The sequence below is a fragment of the Sphingobium sp. JS3065 genome (assembly GCF_026427355.1).
In the GTDB taxonomy this organism is placed as follows: Bacteria; Pseudomonadota; Alphaproteobacteria; order Sphingomonadales; family Sphingomonadaceae; genus Sphingobium.
On record NZ_CP102664.1, the window covers coordinates 2040962 to 2056259 of the forward strand.

A 15298-nucleotide genomic window follows, 5' to 3' on the forward strand; every position below is an offset into this window, starting at 1 on the left:
GCATGGGTCAAATCATCAAGCCGCAGCAACATAATCACAGCCGTAGCAATTGCCCTTGCCGCCTTCGCCTTTCCCACTCTGGCCGATAGCCGCCGATAAAACGCGCCCAGCGCGGTGTCGCTGCGACCGATCGTGGTTGCAGCCAAGCGCAAGAGTGCGGCTGCGCGGCTCGAAGAGCGCCGTGTTTTCGAGGAGAGCGGTTTGCCACCCGATCTTGTTACCCGGCGCCAGGCACAGCCACGAGGTAAAATGCTTTGAGCTGGGCCATGCAGCGAGGTCGGTACCGCACTCGCCGACGAGCTTCAGCGCCAGAGACGGGCCGATTCCATGGATCTGAGTCAGGTCTACGCCCAGCACTCGGTAAAGTGCGGACCGGACCTCGCAGTCAGGCGTGTTCACCTGCTTCGCCTTGTGCCGGGCCTTGAGAAGGTGACGGACATCGTGCCCCTTGTGACCATCTCAGCGCCACGGCGGATGATGTGGTGGCATCCATCATCAAAGAAATTATATTATTTCCTAATATCAATACTTTAATGGAAATATGCAATCCCCGTAGGGGTCACCATCCGTCGGGCATTATCCTCACCACCACGCGCCGGTTCAGAGGATCGTCCGGGACATGTCCGGGCTGATGCGCAGGGGAGCGTTCTCCGGCCCCGGAAATTTGCATATCCGACAGGGGCACGCCCATCGCGACCAATATCCTGGCCACTGCATCCGCCCGCATCAGGCTCAGCCTGTCATTATAGGCTTCCCGGCCCACGCTGTCGGTAAAACCCGTGACGGTCAATTTTCGGTGGCCGTTCGCGGCGATGAACGCAGCCAGGTTGCGACGGCCCTCTTCCCGAATCTCAGCCTTGTCGAAATCGAAATAGAGAGTGAAGGCCACTTCCCTTGCAATCGGCGCCATGGGCTTCGGATCGACCGGAACCTCCCGCGCAGAGGCGGGCTGATATACGATGTCGCGGCATTCCCTGTCGCTCCAGGCCAATTTTTCGAGCCGCATTTTCCGATCCCAGCGCAATTGCAAGCGGCAGATCCGATATTCGGTCCCAGAACCGGTATAGAAATCAAGAATATAGTTCCACCGCCGCTCACCGATCAGGCCTTCGTGGAAATGCGGGACGCCAAGCAGCGCATAGACCTGCCGCTTGGTCATGCCGGGCGTCAGCAGGCGCGGCATCGTCGGCGGCAGGAAAATACCCTCCCTGCGGGTGGCGCGGCTGGGGTCGGGAAATTCCGACGAGGGAGCGACCTCCGGCAGGAAAACCGGCTCGGCGCCCCGTGACGGCGAAATGCTCAGCGCCAGCGCCAGCATTGCCGCATGCAAGCGCGGGTCAGAATGCGATGCCCATGCCAGCATTGGCGCCTCCCTGATTGCGGCTGTTATAGGCCGCGGACGCCCGGATGATGAGCCGGCCATTGTCCGATACCTTCGATATGCCCATCGCGACCGCATGTTCGCCTTGCCAGGTGCTGACACCCATGCCCAGCGTACCGCCACCGGCTTCGGAAAATTGCGGTATCCCGGCCATCGCCATGGAAGCGGCGGTCCCGCCTTCCGCATCGCGGCGCAAATTTCGCAGGCCGCTGTCGAGCAGGTTGAAGCGCACGTCCGCGTAGGCATTGGCGACATCGACCGCCTGCCCCATCCCGCCTTGAAGCTGGCGCAGATTGACCGCGTCGGTCGGTGCGACGCCGTCGGCGACATGGGTAATCTGCCGCTCCGCCCCTCCCCTGCCCACCGACACCGTGTTGGCCCGATCCGCGACGGAGGCATAGCCGAGCGCGACGCTAGAAGGCGCGAGTGCCTGGGCCTGCGTGCCCAGGGCCAGCCCGCCATAGCCGGAAGCCACCGCGCCCGCGCCCGCCGCCAGCGTGTCCGCCCCGCTCGCGACAGGCTTGGCATGGCCGGAACTGTTGTTGACCTGCAAATACCCTGCCCGCCCTTCCTGAAGGTCGGTGATCGCGGTGCTGTTATAGGCCAGTTGCATATTGGTCGCATAAAGCTGCGCGCCATTGACCGCGTCGGTGCTGGTCGCGCTCAACTGGCCCGCCGCGACCCCGCCGATCTTCTGGTCGACGCCGCCACGCGCCGCATTATAGGCCTGGATCGCCGGGTCATAGGGCAACGCATCCTGCGGGGTTCCTCCCCCGCCGCCCGCGCCGTTCAATTGCGATAGGTTGACCGCATCGCTGCTTGCACTGCCCGCCGCCAGATTGGCGATGGTCGTGCCGCTTGCGCCGCCCAGGACGATGGAGGATTTCGTCCCATCCTGATATTTAACGGCCAGATCGTTCAATATGGCGAGATCGTAGCTGAGCTGGGTGATGGCGGCGCTGTTCTGAGCGACCAGATCGTTGGTCGCGTACAGTTGCGACCCGTTGATCGCATCGGTGCTGGCGGCGTTCACCGCCCCGGCGCTGAGATTGGTGATGCCGGTGCCCGCCGCGCCCTGCAACGTCACCAGCGACCGGGCACTGCTGTCATATTGCACTGCGTTGCCCGACAGCGTCCCGATGGCGTCGTTGACCGCCTGCAATTGCGCCACATTGACGGCGTCGGTCGGATTGGCGCCCGCCGCAAGCCCGGTCAGGCGGCGACCGCCGATATTCACCTCCGCACTGGCAGTACCGCCCACCAGAAAGGCAGGCAGGTTGAGCGTCAAGCCGTTCGCGACCGACCCGGGACCCAGCGCGACGCTGCCGGCATGGGACGCCGACGCGCCCGCCCCGATCGCCACGGCGCCGAAGGCCCCTACGGACGTGTTGGCAAGATTGCCGATGGCGATGGCATCCAGTTCGCCCGCGCTGGCTTCAAAGCCGGGCGATCCCAGCCCGGTGATCTTGTTGCCGCCGAAGGATATGCCCTTCGGCGTGACCAGGCTGAAGCTGTCGGAGGTAGTTTCGCACGTCGGGTCCGTCGCCAGATCGACGGTATTGCCGTTGATGTCGAGCACCTGGAGGTTGACCGGCGCACCCGCCGCCGCATTGGACAGTGCGGAGCTGATGCCCAGATTGACCGTTCCGAACGTCAAGGCGCTCAGGGTCGATTCCACCGGCGTCAGAACCGGCGTGATGACGTCGCCTATGGTCTGCGTCAGCACTGATTGGGGCAGGCTGACGCCCGAACAGGCGCTCACCACATTATTGGCGTGGGCGGTCATGCTCTGCCCCGCGCCCGCCAGCAGGACTGCTGCCGCCAGCCATCGCCTGCGCGGCGGTGCGGACAAGTGCCAAGATGCTTCGCCCTTCATAATTCCGCCCCCGTTCGAGGGATTGCCTTTCCGCGCCTCCGCGCAGGTCCGGCATCCCCGCATCCCCACGGGGTGAAAATGAAAGCATCACCGCTAAAGGCCCGCCAAGGCGGGCAGACGGCATTTTACGCAAAATATGTATCGGGCGGACGCCCCCCCGGATTTTAACCGTTCGTCGGCCAATATCCTCATTCTGCCCGCCCAGACATTGAGTCGCGGGAGCATTTGATCCGGACGCCCGAATTCATTACGATTCCGTTTTGATAGAACCAAAAGGGTCGAACATATTATGCGGATACCGAACGGGTCGAGTGGAGGGGCGGACATTAAGGCGGACGATCTGCCGCCGGGTCAGGTCGTCACCGCGACCGCGCTGATTCGGCATTTCGCCGTACATTCGCGCCAGGCGCTGACCGAACCCGTCCATATCCTGAATCACGGCCATGTCGGCCTGACCCTGATTTCGACCGAATCCTTCCTTCGTCTGTCCGCTGACCGGCATCGTCCCGCCAACCCCGATCATCCCGCCGCGCAACTGGATGTCCTGCTGGACATGATCCCGACGCAGGTCATTCTGGCCGACCAGGAACTGAACCTCACGCGCATCAACCTGGCCGCGCGGAAGCGGCTGGAGGTCAGCGAGCAGGAGGTGCGCGGCGCGCCGCTTTCGCAAGTGCTGGCCAGGCCGGATCATCATTTCGTCCTGCGGGCGCTGGAAAGGGTCCGCGACACGGGCGTGCCGGAAGAATTCGAACAGAGCTTCACCGGTCGGCTATCGCTGGTCTATCGCGTCCAGATTTCCGCTTTCCCCGGCGGCTTCGCCATATTGGCGGACGAAGTGACCGACAGGCTGTCCTTGCGTACCCAGGATGCACGGATCGCGGCATATGAAAATCTGACCGACAGCCTGCCCGGACTGGCACGGGGCGCCTTCAATGTCCGGGGCATGGTAACGGACATGTCGCCGGCCTTGGCGGATCTGGTGGGAACGGAGGAAAGCCGGATTCTGGGTGTCCGATTTGCCGCCTTGTTCGACGGTTCCAGCCGCGGTGCGATCAGCGACGCCGTGGAAGGACTGCTGACGTCCGGCAAGCCGTTCGGCATGACCGCGGGATTGGTGGGCAATGCGGGAAGCGGAACCGTCTGGATCGGCGCGACGCCTATCCTGTCCGCCGATGGGCAGGCGGGCGGCGTCTTCCTGATAGGGACGAACCCGCTATGGCCGCTTCCCGGCGGCGCCCACCCGGAAGAGGGGACAGGATCAAAGGGTCAATAAGTGATGGTGACGATCACGCTGTCGGAATAGGGGCCAGCCTGCGGCCATTGTCCCGCCGGTATCTGTCCATAGACCGAGACGGTCTGGCTGAAGCTCAGCAGCCCGGTCAGCATCGCGGACACGATGGCGGTGCCGCCCGAACCCGTTCCCCAGATGGTGGTGCGGCTGGCGTTGGTATAGAGATTATAGTTCAACCGCGCGCTTCCCTGCGTCATTTGCCGCGCCAGGGCGTTGCCCGAAGATCCTGGACTGATCGCGATGTCGATCGTCCCGGCCAGCGAAACGAGACCCGTGCAACTGAGCGTCACGCCGCCCGCCCCATCCTTCGGACCGGGCGAGGTGGGGTCATAGCTGCCGAAGCTGACGCCGGTCGTGGAGGCCGAACAACTGCACAGGGTGCAGGCCCATGCCGGCGGCGTCAGCGCCATGCCCGCAAGAGCGGCCAGCATATATCCGACAGCCTTCATCATTTCCCCTCCCCATCCGGCGCGCAGGGCACCGGAGCTATCCTGGTCATGCCGGACCGATCCGGCAAGGCCGGGACGATGGCGCGGCAGATCTTGGCCGGTCCGGTCAGCAATATGTCCTGCCCTGCCCGGGCATCGGCCAGGAATATTTCGCCGTCATGGCCGGAAACGCCCGACTCGGCCCCCTCGACGATGACGGTCAATCCTTGCTCGACCGGAGCGCCGTCCTTGTCCACCAGCCGCAATGTGACGGGATGGGCCGACGTCCGGGCGAAACGGATCGCGACGGCCTGCCGATAGCCCGGAACGGCAACCTGTTCGGCCGACGTCACGACAGCGTCGATCGGCAGGTCGTCCAGATCGATGGCGATCCGGTTGGCCGCATAGGGTTGCAGGCCCGTGACGACCGCTTGCCTGCCCAGCCCCGCCTTGCGCGCAACGGGGCGGCTTTCGAAGAAGACCGTCACATCCTGATCCGCGCCGACATCCACCACGGCGAAGGCATAGTCTAGCTGCGGCGTCGCGACGATCTGCCCCCCTGCCCGCACCAGCGCTCCATGGGCCTGAAGGCGCATGCCGCCAGCACCGGCCATGCGCGCCATCGACATATCGACATCCCCCGCCGCCGTGCGCCATGTCGCCCCGGCTTCCCACTGCGACATGTCGCCATCCTGACGCGCGGCCAGGAAGCGATAGCCCCAGCCGCTGTCGGGCGGCGGCGTCTGGCTGACGCTGGCGGCAATGCGACTCCCCTGGGCGAACAGGCCGGCGTTCGACCGGGTGCCGAGGGGCAGGGTGAGCGATCCGAAAAGACTGTTGTTCCGGCTGTCGGAAAAGCGCGTCCGCCGCGCCCCCAATGTGACCCAGGCCGGACCCAGGCTGGCCGCATAGGACAGGGAACCGGTGGCGAAACGATAGCCGCCGTCCCCGTCATTTTCCACATAGTCGGCATTGATGCTGCCCCGCCTTCCCAGCGTCAGGCTGCCCGCCACGATCAATTCCCGCCGCTTGCCGGGCAACGGGTCTTCAACGCCCACCTGGACGAAGGCGGCATCCTGCCGCATATAGCTGGCCGTCACGGAATAGCGGGACGTGATCCGCTGAACCTGCGCCCGCCAGAGCAGGCCCGTGCCCCAGCGGCTTTGGCCCCCCGCCATCGACAGCGTGACCTCCCCCCAGGAGGAGAGAATCGCGCCCAGCCCCAGCCCGGCCATCCGCACATCGCCGCTCGCCTCCGCGCGCCCGGCGAGCGTCAGCCCGTCGCCCAGCCCATGACGCCAGAATCCGGCCGCGAAGGGCGCGCCATAGGCGAAGCTGCTGCCACCGAAATCCCTGCGCGGAACGCCCGCCTCCAGCGAGAAATCGTCGATTCCTTCGCGCAGCAGGCGCGGGCTGGTGTAAAAGCTCTGGGTTACGGTGCGCGCCGCGCCGTTCGCGTCGCGCACCGTCATCGTCACTTCCCCGGCGCCGGTGAAGACCGGCTGATAATCGATGGCGAAATCGCCGGGCTGCACCGCCATGCTCTGACGGCTGCTGACCGCCGCCAGCTCCACGACCGAAGGCAGGGTGGATGATCCGGAAAGCCGGGGCAGCGGATAGGTGATGTCGTCAGGGGTCAAGGCGAAGTCCGTGCCCAGCCTGATCCCCGCGAAACGGACCGGTCGGTTCCAGTCGCCGCCCCGCGTCACCGTGTCGCCCAGCGTCAGCCGCAGGCGCCGATCAGGGAAATCGCGGATGAAATTGCTGTCCAGCCGGACCGCGCCCGGGCCGTCCATGCCCCTTTGCAGCAAGGCGGTGGTGCCGATCACGCCCCAGTCGCCGGACGCTCCCGCATCCAGAAGGACGGATGCGGCCCACTTCCCGCTCCACCGCGAGAGAGACAGGTCATAACCCACATATTGGGCGGAAATGGCCTCCATGACAGGAAGGCCATGCCGGGCCGTGCCGAAATGCGTGGCGGAAAACAGCGAAGGTTCGGCGTCGATCAACAGCGTCGCTCCACCGCCATCCAGCCTTGCCGAAAGGCCGGGCACCCCCTCCAGCGAAGCATAGTCGGCGCCGTCCACCCGGATGCGCGCCAACCCGTCCGGCAGTCGCAGGCCCCATTGACCCGGCATGTCCCCCCGGACGAACAATTGGCCCTGGGTCTGCACCACCAGTCCCGTTTCGCTGAGGGAACGGCCGTTGATGACGACCCCGACGGGCATCGCCCATATCCTTGCCGGGACGGACCTGGCGGGCATCGATGTCGCGACCGCGACCGGAAGATCGGACGCCATGGCGGCACATGATAGCGGGCACAGGGCAATCGCCAGCATGCCCAGGAAAGGGCCGGATCGCCCCTTGCTTTCCCCGGCCCTACTTTCCCAAGCCCCGCCTTCCCAAGCCATGACGCGCGCCATCCGTCGCGCGCCCTCACCGCTCGCCGACGGCCCGGGACGCCGGGAGCGTTCCCCTGGTTGTTTGCACTTCCACCCTGGCGATGGCAGCTTGCGATGCCAGCGGCAATTCGATGCGGCCACCCGCCAGCAGATAAAAGCCGCGCTCCAGCTTCACCGCCTTGCCGGAACCGGCGGGATGCAGGATGACCGCCGCGACCTGAACATGCCGGTCGCCCTGATTGGCAAGGGCGATCCGTGGCTGCCCATCGGCGCCCTTCACCACCGCCCAGTTGAGCATCGGCGCCGCGTTGGCCGGTGCGCGGAAGAGCGGGATGCTGACGCGCAGCAATGTCCGCAACATGCCGGGCGCGACCGGGCCGGTGGGCAATTCGTCAATGACCAACCGGTAGCTTTCCTCACGCGCGCCCCCTCCGGCCGGCAGGCTGCACCGGACAAGGCGCGTTTCCCCGGCCGGGATGCTGACGATGGATGGATTGACCACGAGCCCCGCGTCCGGATCCAACCGGTCATTGCCTTCCCCATCCTTGCGCCAGCCATAGCCCCTGATCTGGAGAGTCGTGGAAGCCGCATCGTCATTGGCGATTGTCAGGGCGCAGAATTGTTTTCCGGCAGCCAGTTCGACGCGCACCGGCAGGACGCGCAGAGTCGCCGCCTCCGCCCGCATTCCCATCGCGGAAAGCAGCGCGCACAATCCCCCGGCCAGAATCCCGATGGATCTGGCCCCATGCCATTTTTCTGTCATGACTGGCCTCAGTTAATAGCTGACGGTGACGGTGACTGTATCCGTATAGCTGCCCGACACCGCGCTTTGCTGCGCTGGAATTCTGCCATAGACGGTGAATGACATGGGCGTGATGCCCGACGCCGTCTGCGCAACCGTGTCAGAGCCTGGCGTATTGCCCCAGTTGGCGCTGCGCCCGGCATTAGTGTAGAGCGAATAGTCGAGTGGACTGGCGCCATTCAGCATTTGCCGGGTAGTGACGGTCGCCCCACCGGTCGCGCCGGAATTCAATCCGACATTGAAGGACGTTCCCGGCGTGCATGTCACGCTGATGCTGCTGGTGGCATCGGTTGGAACCGATGATGTCGGATCATAATTGCCGAAGGCCATGTTGGTCGCCGATACCAGGCAAGCGTTCAAAACCGTCGCCGACACTCCCATGGTCGTCGTCGCATCCGCCGCCCGCGCCGTACCCGGCACCAGGAACAATATGATCAGCGCGCCTATTTTGCGCATGACGCCTCCCCAACACGAAGTTGTTACGCCTTAATCTAAATCAGGTTTTGGACCGAAAAGGTTAGGGAAGGGTTAGCGATGCCTTTCCTTCACGCGGCCGCCCATGGAAATGCGGCGGGGCATAATTCAGGCATGGAAGTAAGTCGGACGAAAAACAGGGAAGCACGCACATCAAACATGCATCCGATCCCGCTGCATCAAAATGGTTCGGCACGCCACTGGTGACGTCCCGATACAGGTCAGGGGTCGCTTTCTGAAGGCGACCCCTGCTTCGGTTTGACGATGTCCCGGCCGACGCAAGCAGCGTCAAGCGAACGCCTATGGTCCCTTGGCCGCTTCCGCTGCGGCCAGAACCCTCAGGACATTGCCCGACCAGATCTTCTGGACGTCCGCCTCGCTATAGCCCGCTTCCAGCAGGGCAGCGGTGATCCGGGGCAGGCCGACCACATCCTCCAGCCCGACGACGCCGCCGCCACCGTCCCAGTCCAGGCCGATGCCGACATGATCCGGCCCCGCCACCTTCAGGGCGTGGAGCATATGCGCCATGAAATCGTCGAAGGTCGCCCGGTCCGTCTCGGGGTAGAGCCGGTCGATCTCCTGCCGCTTTGCCAGCAATTCCGCCCGCGTCTCCGGCGTCAGCTTGGCATCCTCCCGCAACTGGCCGAAGAGCGCCTTCAACGCTTCCTGCCGCTGCGGATTGGGTTTGGAGGCGCGCAGATAGGCGCCGAAGGCGTTCATCTGGATCACCCCGCCCTTGGCCGCCAGAGCCTTCAGATGCGCGTCGTCGATGTTGCGAGGATGATCATAGACCGCCTTGCAACCCGAATGGGTCAGCAGGACCGGCGTGGTGGATAACGCCAGCAGGTCGTCCAGCACCTGATCGCTGCTGTGCGACGCATCCGGCACCACGCCCAGCCGGTTCATCTCCTTGAGCAATTCCTTCCCCAACGGGCTGAGGCCGCCAAAGCGCGGCTTCTTCGATGGATCGGTGGAACTGTCGGCGAACTGATTATGCGCGAAATGCGCGAAGCCAACGACCCGCGCACCCATGTCGTGGAAGGTCTTGAGCAACGAAACATCCTCGCCCAGCGGATAGGCGTTCTCCATCGACATGAAGACGACCCGCCTGCCCGCAGCCGCGATGGGCGCGGCGTCCTTCGCCTCCAGCGCCAGCGTGAAATTCGCCGGGTCCGCCGCGACCATCTGGCGGATCGACACGCCGCGCAGGATCGCGAAATCCCGCGCCTTGCGGAACCCTTCGACGGTCAGCGGCCCCTGCGGCGTATAGATCGCGAAGAAACCGCCGTCGAGGCCGCCCTTCTTCATGCGGGGCAGGTCGACTTGGGTATAATCGCTATGGACGCCATGCTCCTCCTCGATCGACCAGCCGGGCAGGTCGAGCGAAGCGGGCGTGTCGAGATGGCTGTCGAGCGTCAGCAGCCGCTGATGGAGTTGATAGACCTTCTTGGGCACATCCTGCGCATGGGCCCCGAACGGGAGCAGCGCCATCAGCGCCGCCCCCGCCATCATCCTTTTCATCATCAAATCTCGCCCGAAATGGTGAACTGGAAAGTGCGGGGAGAAAGCGGCCGGAAGAAGCCGTCGCCCGATGGCTGGGCAGATATGTAGGAAAGCGTGTCCTTGTCGAAGATATTGTCGATGTTGAGCCGCGCCTTGATTCCCTTGACCGGCCCGAAGCTGAGGCCGTCCCCAATGTCGACATAGGCGCTGAAGACAGTGTAGCCCGGCACGCTCGACCCCGGCGTATTGACGAAGGTCGACCAGCGCTTGCTGGTATATTTGCCGGAGAAGTTGGCGACCAGCCAGCTTGCCGGTTCCACCGTCACGCCACCGCTGACGATCCACTTGGCGCTGTCCGGCAGGAACTTGCCTGCGAGGGGGATGACGGTCGAGCCGACGATGTTGTCCTTGAACTTCGCGTTGTTGTAGGTGGCGTTCAGGTTGCCGTAAGCGAGGCCGTCCAGGAAGGACGGTTTGTAGGTGCCGGCGAATTCCACGCCATAGGAACGCACCCGGCCGACATTCTGATAGAAGGTTTCCGTCGACGCGCCACCGCCGGGCACGAAGCTGGTGATCGACTGGATGCGATTTTCGAACTTCGTGTAGAAGGCCGCCAACGACGCATAGACTTGCCCCTGGTTGGTCCGGATGCCCAGTTCCATATTCTTCGACCGTTCGGGCGCGGGCTGCGGTACGAGAGCGGACGTTCCAGGACGCGTCACCGAATAGATATCGTCCATGCCCTTGGGCAGGGCCATATTCTCCGCATAGGAGGCGAAAACCTGCGTCCGTCCGTCAAATTTGTAGAGCAGGCCCGCCATGGGCAGGAACATGTCCTTGTAATGTGCGGTGTTGGCCTGCGGACCCCAACCCGCGATGCCCCGCGTGGCTAGGCCCGTTCCGGTGGTGCGGTAATAGTCGTCAAAGTCGCGATAGCCACGCTGGGCATAATCCATCACCAGCCCCTTGAACCCAAGGTCAAGGATCAGCCGTTCGTCCGCAAGTTTCAGCGTGTCCTTCAGGAACACCTGCAAGATATCGCGCTTCGACCGGTAGTCGCGGCGCAGATAGACCAGTTCATTCAGGTTAGGCGCGCTGTCGGGTGCGCCGTCGACCGTATTGTAACGCGCCTGGGTACGGTGATATTTGTCGGTTTCGGCCCAGACTCCTGCTTCCAGAGCGTTGCTGCCAATTTCCCAATGCAGCTTGCCGGTGATGCCGTAACGATCCCCGCCAACGCCGGACAAGCCATATTGCACGCCCTTGGGCGCGACGACGGGAAGGCCCGCCTCCGACTGATAAAGATAGCGCAGATAGCTGCCCGGGGTCGCGCCCCGCGTCGTGCTGCCATAGGCGTCGGGCGACACGCCGTAACCGTCCTTATCCTCATAATAGAGGGTGGATTCCGCCCAAACGCCATCGGCGATGCCTGCGTGGAAGGTCGCGCCATACAGCTTGTCCTTGCGAACGTTGATGGCCAGATTATACACTGCGGTATAAGCGCTGTTGGAATAATAGATCCCTGGAGCCGTGGGGCCAAAACCCGTCGTCGTATTCGGTACATTTTCGATATAGGCATAGTCGCGACCGCACTGGCCCAGCGCATTGCGTGACACGCAATTATATTGCCCACGCGTAATGGTCGGCGAGTCATAGTCGAAGAAGTCGTTCGACACGAATTTGAACCGCGCCCAGCTATCGCCGCCCAGATCGGCGTGAATCTGCCCTTCCCAATGTTCACGGTCGACCGATCCGGGGCCGCGCCACAGGTCGCTGTCCAGCTTCGTGCGGCTGACATAGGCCTTGAACGGTCCGACCTTCCCGGTGCTGACGCGGATAAAGGTGCGCTTCATATCGAAATCGCCGAAGCTCTGCGATACGAACAGGCCCATGTCGTCCTGCGGCGCGATACTGTTATATTGCACCACCGGCCCCAGCGTCGAATAGCTGGGCAGGCCCACATCGCCCGCGCCGATGGCAGCTTCCACCACGCCGAGATTTTCGTTGTCGACATAGCGGAACACCGGGCTGCCACCAAAGGCGTCGCTGCGCCCGGTCGGGATGCCATCGACCACGAAGCCGATCTGGTCCAGGTTGAAGGCGCGGGTCTGGACGCTGTTGCCGAACTCGTAGAGGCCAAGTGCGCCATCGGTCTGCACGTTGAAGCCGGGCAGTTGCTCCAGCATCTTCAGGCCCGAAATGCCAGAGGGTGCAGACAGCAATGCTTCGCGCGTGACCGCCACGACATTGCTCACCTTGTCCTCGCCGATGGCCTCCGCCGATTGGGAGATGCGGCGGCCGGTGACGGTGATCGTGCCGGCATCTTCTTCCGCAACCGGTTCCTGCGCCCAGGCATGGGGCGATACGGTGGCAGCGCAGCATGACAGCAGCAGGGCGGCACGGCGAACGGACAAGAACTTCTGCATAAATGGCTCCCTTTCGGCCCTTTTCGGGCAGTTATGGGCCGTTCAGGCGTGCGCCCGTGCATGGCGCGCAGCGCTGCATCTCTCCACATAACAAGCAAGCCGGACGCATCCCTGCCACCAGCCGATTTTCTCGGTTTTCTTGTGAAACGAAATGATGGTGGAAATCCGCTACCGGCAAACGAGTAATTCTCAATCCGTAACGAAATTCGCTGGGATGCCGGTCGACCCAAAGCCCACGCTGCAAAAAACGGGCTACGCCATGATATTCCTATTTCTACATACTTCCATTATCGATACATATGCATCATGACCGACACTCCCTTTTGGCTGGCCCTGCTGCACCAGCTTCCCGCCAAGCCGCCCTATTTGCGGGTCAAGATATGGCGGCGGCTGCAAGGGATCGGCGCGGTCCCGCTCAAGAACGCCGTCCATGTCCTGCCCCATTCGGCGGAGAGCGCAGCCGCCTTCCGCAACCTCATGGCGGAAATCACCGCCAATGGCGGCGAAGCCACCCTGATCGAGGCGCGTCTGCTGGCCGGTCAATCGGACGGCGATGTCCGCGCCCTGTTCGATAGCGCCCGCAACGCCGATTATGAGGAGATCGCGCAGGCCGCCCGCCGCCTCCTGGAAACCGGCCCCGCCAGCGGCCCGGACATCGCCCGGCTGCGAAAGCGGATCGAGGATATCGGCAGGCTGGATTTCTTCGGCGCCCATGGACGGCAGGAGGCCGAAGCCGCGCTCGCGGAATTAGACCGGCAGCGTTACCTGCATCCGGACGTCAGCCGCGCCGATCCCACGGACGAAACCGAAGCGATCGACCTGACGAACAGGGTCTGGGTGACGCGCAGCGGCGTCCATGTCGACCGCATCGCCTGCGCCTGGCTGATCCGCCGGTTCATCGATCCCGGCGCCCGCTTCAAATTCGTCGACAGCCGCCATCATGATCCGGCGGCAGGCGAACTGCGCTTCGACATGGCGGACGCCGAATTCACCCATGAGAGCGACCGTTGCAGCTTTGAGACATTGCTGCTGCGGGCGGGTCTGCTGGACGACCCCGCACTGGTCGCGATCGGGGAGATCATCCATGATCTCGACATTGGCGACGGCAAGTTCGCCCGGCCCGAAACGCCCGGCCTGAGCGCCATATTGTCAGGCGTCTGCGCATCGACCGACGACGACGTCCAGCGCATCGCCATGGCGAGCGACGCGCTCAACCAGTTTCACGCCTTTTTCAGCAACAAAAAGACGGACCGATGAGGGCCAGCGCATCCTCCATCACGCCCGCGCCCCACCCGTCCGATGGCGATCACGGCATTTCTCTCCGCGAAGCGACCCGCGTCTGGGCGCGGATCGCCGCGCTCAGTTTCGGCGGCCCGGCGGGGCAGATCGCCGTGATGCACCGGCTGCTGGTCGAGGAAAAGCGCTGGATCGGGGAAGAACGATTCCTCCACGCGCTCAATTATTGCATGCTGCTGCCGGGACCGGAGGCGCAGCAACTGGCCATCTATATCGGTTGGCTGCTGCACAAGACCAGAGGCGGGCTGATCGCGGGCATATTGTTCGTGCTGCCCGGCTTCTTCGCTATATTGGGCCTCAGCTATATCTATGTCCTGCTGGGCCATGCGCCACTTATCGAAGGGCTGTTCTTCGGCCTGAAGGCGGCGGTGCTGGCCATCGTGATTCAGGCGGTGGTCCGGGTTGGATCCCGGGCGCTGAAGAATAATGTCATGCGCGGAATCGCCGTCGCCGCCTTCGTGGCGATCTTCTTCCTCGGCGCGCCCTTCCCGCTGATCATCCTGACGGCGGGCCTGGGCGGCTTCATCGGCGGGCGCAGCGGCCTTATGGCGTTCCAGGGCGGCGGAGGCCATGGTCCGGGGAGCGGCAATGTCGTCCATGACCGCGACACCGCATTGGGTGAGCAATTGCCCGAACATGCCCGCCCCCATCCGGGCTGGTCGTTGCGCATATCGGCGATATTGCTGCTGCTGTGGCTGGGGCCGGTGCTGGCGTTGTTCCTGGCCCTGGGACCGGACAATGTGTTCACCCATATCGCCGGCTTCTTCAGCCAGATGGCGGTCGTCACCTTCGGCGGCGCCTATGCGGTGCTTGCCTATGTCGCGCAGGAGGCAGTCGGCACCTTCGGCTGGCTGCGGCCCGGCGAAATGCTCGACGGCCTGGGCATGGCGGAAACGACGCCGGGGCCGCTGATCATGGTGACGCAGTTCGTGGGATTCCTGGCCGCCTTTCGCGATTCCGGGGTGCTGCACCCGCTGGTCGCCGCGACGCTGGGCGCAATCCTCACCACCTGGGTCACGTTCGTCCCCTGCTTCCTCTGGATCTTCGCGGGCGCGCCCTTCATCGAGCGGTTGCGCGGCAATCCGGCGCTTTCGGCGGCGCTGACCGCGATCACCGCCGCAGTCGTCGGCGTGATCCTCAATCTCGCAATCTGGTTCGCTATCCACACCCTGTTCGCGCAGGTCCGGCGGATCGGCGGAGTCGACCTGCCGCTGCTGTCGAGCGTCAATATCCCCGCCCTGCTGCTGTCGACCGGCGCGATGATCGCCATATTCCGGTTCGGGATCGGCGTGCTGCCGGTGCTGGGCGCGTGCGCAACCCTGGGCGCCGCCTATATCCTGATCGCTTGAGGGGGCTTGAAAGCCGTCCCCGCTCCCGCCATCTGACGGTTCGTTTTCAATGGGGAGAGTTTTCGTT

General features: G+C 63.9%; 12 protein-coding genes. 3 read left to right on the top strand and 9 right to left on the bottom strand.

Annotated elements, in window-relative coordinates; genetic code table 11:
• Positions 1-15 precede the first annotated feature (15 nt).
• From NUH86_RS09720 to NUH86_RS09730, 3 genes are all read right to left on the bottom strand, one after another.
• Positions 16-399: a transposase gene (locus NUH86_RS09720; protein ID WP_267249319.1), complete on the bottom strand. Its 384-nt coding sequence runs from the start codon at positions 397-399 to the stop codon at positions 16-18.
• Between the two features lie 160 nt (positions 400-559).
• A complete protein-coding gene (locus tag NUH86_RS09725) occupies positions 560-1363 on the bottom strand; it encodes an OmpA family protein (protein WP_267249320.1) in 804 nt (267 codons plus the stop codon).
• Complete coding sequence (locus NUH86_RS09730; protein ID WP_267249321.1) at positions 1338-3257, bottom strand: YadA family autotransporter adhesin; 1920 nt, start codon at positions 3255-3257, stop codon at positions 1338-1340. Before NUH86_RS09730 ends, NUH86_RS09725 begins: the two co-directional genes overlap by 26 nt.
• A 289-nt stretch (positions 3258-3546) precedes the next feature.
• Between NUH86_RS09730 and NUH86_RS09735 the strand changes: the two genes are divergently transcribed.
• Positions 3547-4533, top strand: coding sequence for a PAS domain-containing protein (locus tag NUH86_RS09735; protein ID WP_267249322.1), 987 nt, complete (start codon positions 3547-3549; stop codon positions 4531-4533).
• Here NUH86_RS09735 and NUH86_RS09740 read toward each other — a convergent pair.
• From NUH86_RS09740 to NUH86_RS09765, 6 genes are all read right to left on the bottom strand, one after another.
• The gene (locus NUH86_RS09740) at positions 4527-5003 is read right to left on the bottom strand and encodes a spore coat U domain-containing protein (RefSeq protein ID WP_267249323.1); all 477 of its coding nucleotides are present in this window, start codon (positions 5001-5003) and stop codon (positions 4527-4529) included. The two genes, NUH86_RS09735 and NUH86_RS09740, sit on opposite strands and share 7 nt — an antisense overlap.
• Positions 5000-7279, bottom strand: coding sequence for a fimbria/pilus outer membrane usher protein (locus NUH86_RS09745; protein ID WP_267249324.1), 2280 nt, complete (start codon positions 7277-7279; stop codon positions 5000-5002). The genes NUH86_RS09740 and NUH86_RS09745 overlap by 4 nt, the downstream gene beginning before the upstream one ends.
• 136 nt (positions 7280-7415) lie before the next feature.
• The gene (locus NUH86_RS09750) at positions 7416-8144 is read right to left on the bottom strand and encodes a molecular chaperone (protein WP_267249325.1); all 729 of its coding nucleotides are present in this window, start codon (positions 8142-8144) and stop codon (positions 7416-7418) included.
• Positions 8145-8156: 12 nt separating this feature from the next.
• On the bottom strand, positions 8157-8639 hold the full coding sequence (locus NUH86_RS09755) for a spore coat U domain-containing protein (protein WP_267249326.1): 483 nt from the start codon (positions 8637-8639) through the stop codon (positions 8157-8159).
• Between the two features lie 318 nt (positions 8640-8957).
• Positions 8958-10181 (bottom strand): dipeptidase, encoded by a 1224-nt coding sequence (locus NUH86_RS09760; RefSeq protein ID WP_267249327.1) that lies wholly within the window; start codon positions 10179-10181, stop codon positions 8958-8960.
• The gene (locus NUH86_RS09765) at positions 10181-12586 is read right to left on the bottom strand and encodes a TonB-dependent receptor (RefSeq protein WP_267249328.1); all 2406 of its coding nucleotides are present in this window, start codon (positions 12584-12586) and stop codon (positions 10181-10183) included. The genes NUH86_RS09760 and NUH86_RS09765 overlap by 1 nt, the downstream gene beginning before the upstream one ends.
• Before the next feature lie 306 nt (positions 12587-12892).
• On the opposite strand from NUH86_RS09765, the gene NUH86_RS09770 reads away from it, so the two are divergent.
• Positions 12893-13843 carry a chromate resistance protein ChrB domain-containing protein gene (locus tag NUH86_RS09770; RefSeq protein WP_267249329.1) on the top strand — a complete coding sequence of 317 codons (951 nt, stop codon included), beginning with the start codon at positions 12893-12895 and terminating at the stop codon, positions 13841-13843.
• A complete protein-coding gene (gene chrA / locus NUH86_RS09775) occupies positions 13840-15231 on the top strand; it encodes a chromate efflux transporter (RefSeq protein WP_267249330.1) in 1392 nt (463 codons plus the stop codon). The genes NUH86_RS09770 and chrA overlap by 4 nt, the downstream gene beginning before the upstream one ends.
• Positions 15232-15298 lie beyond the last annotated feature (67 nt).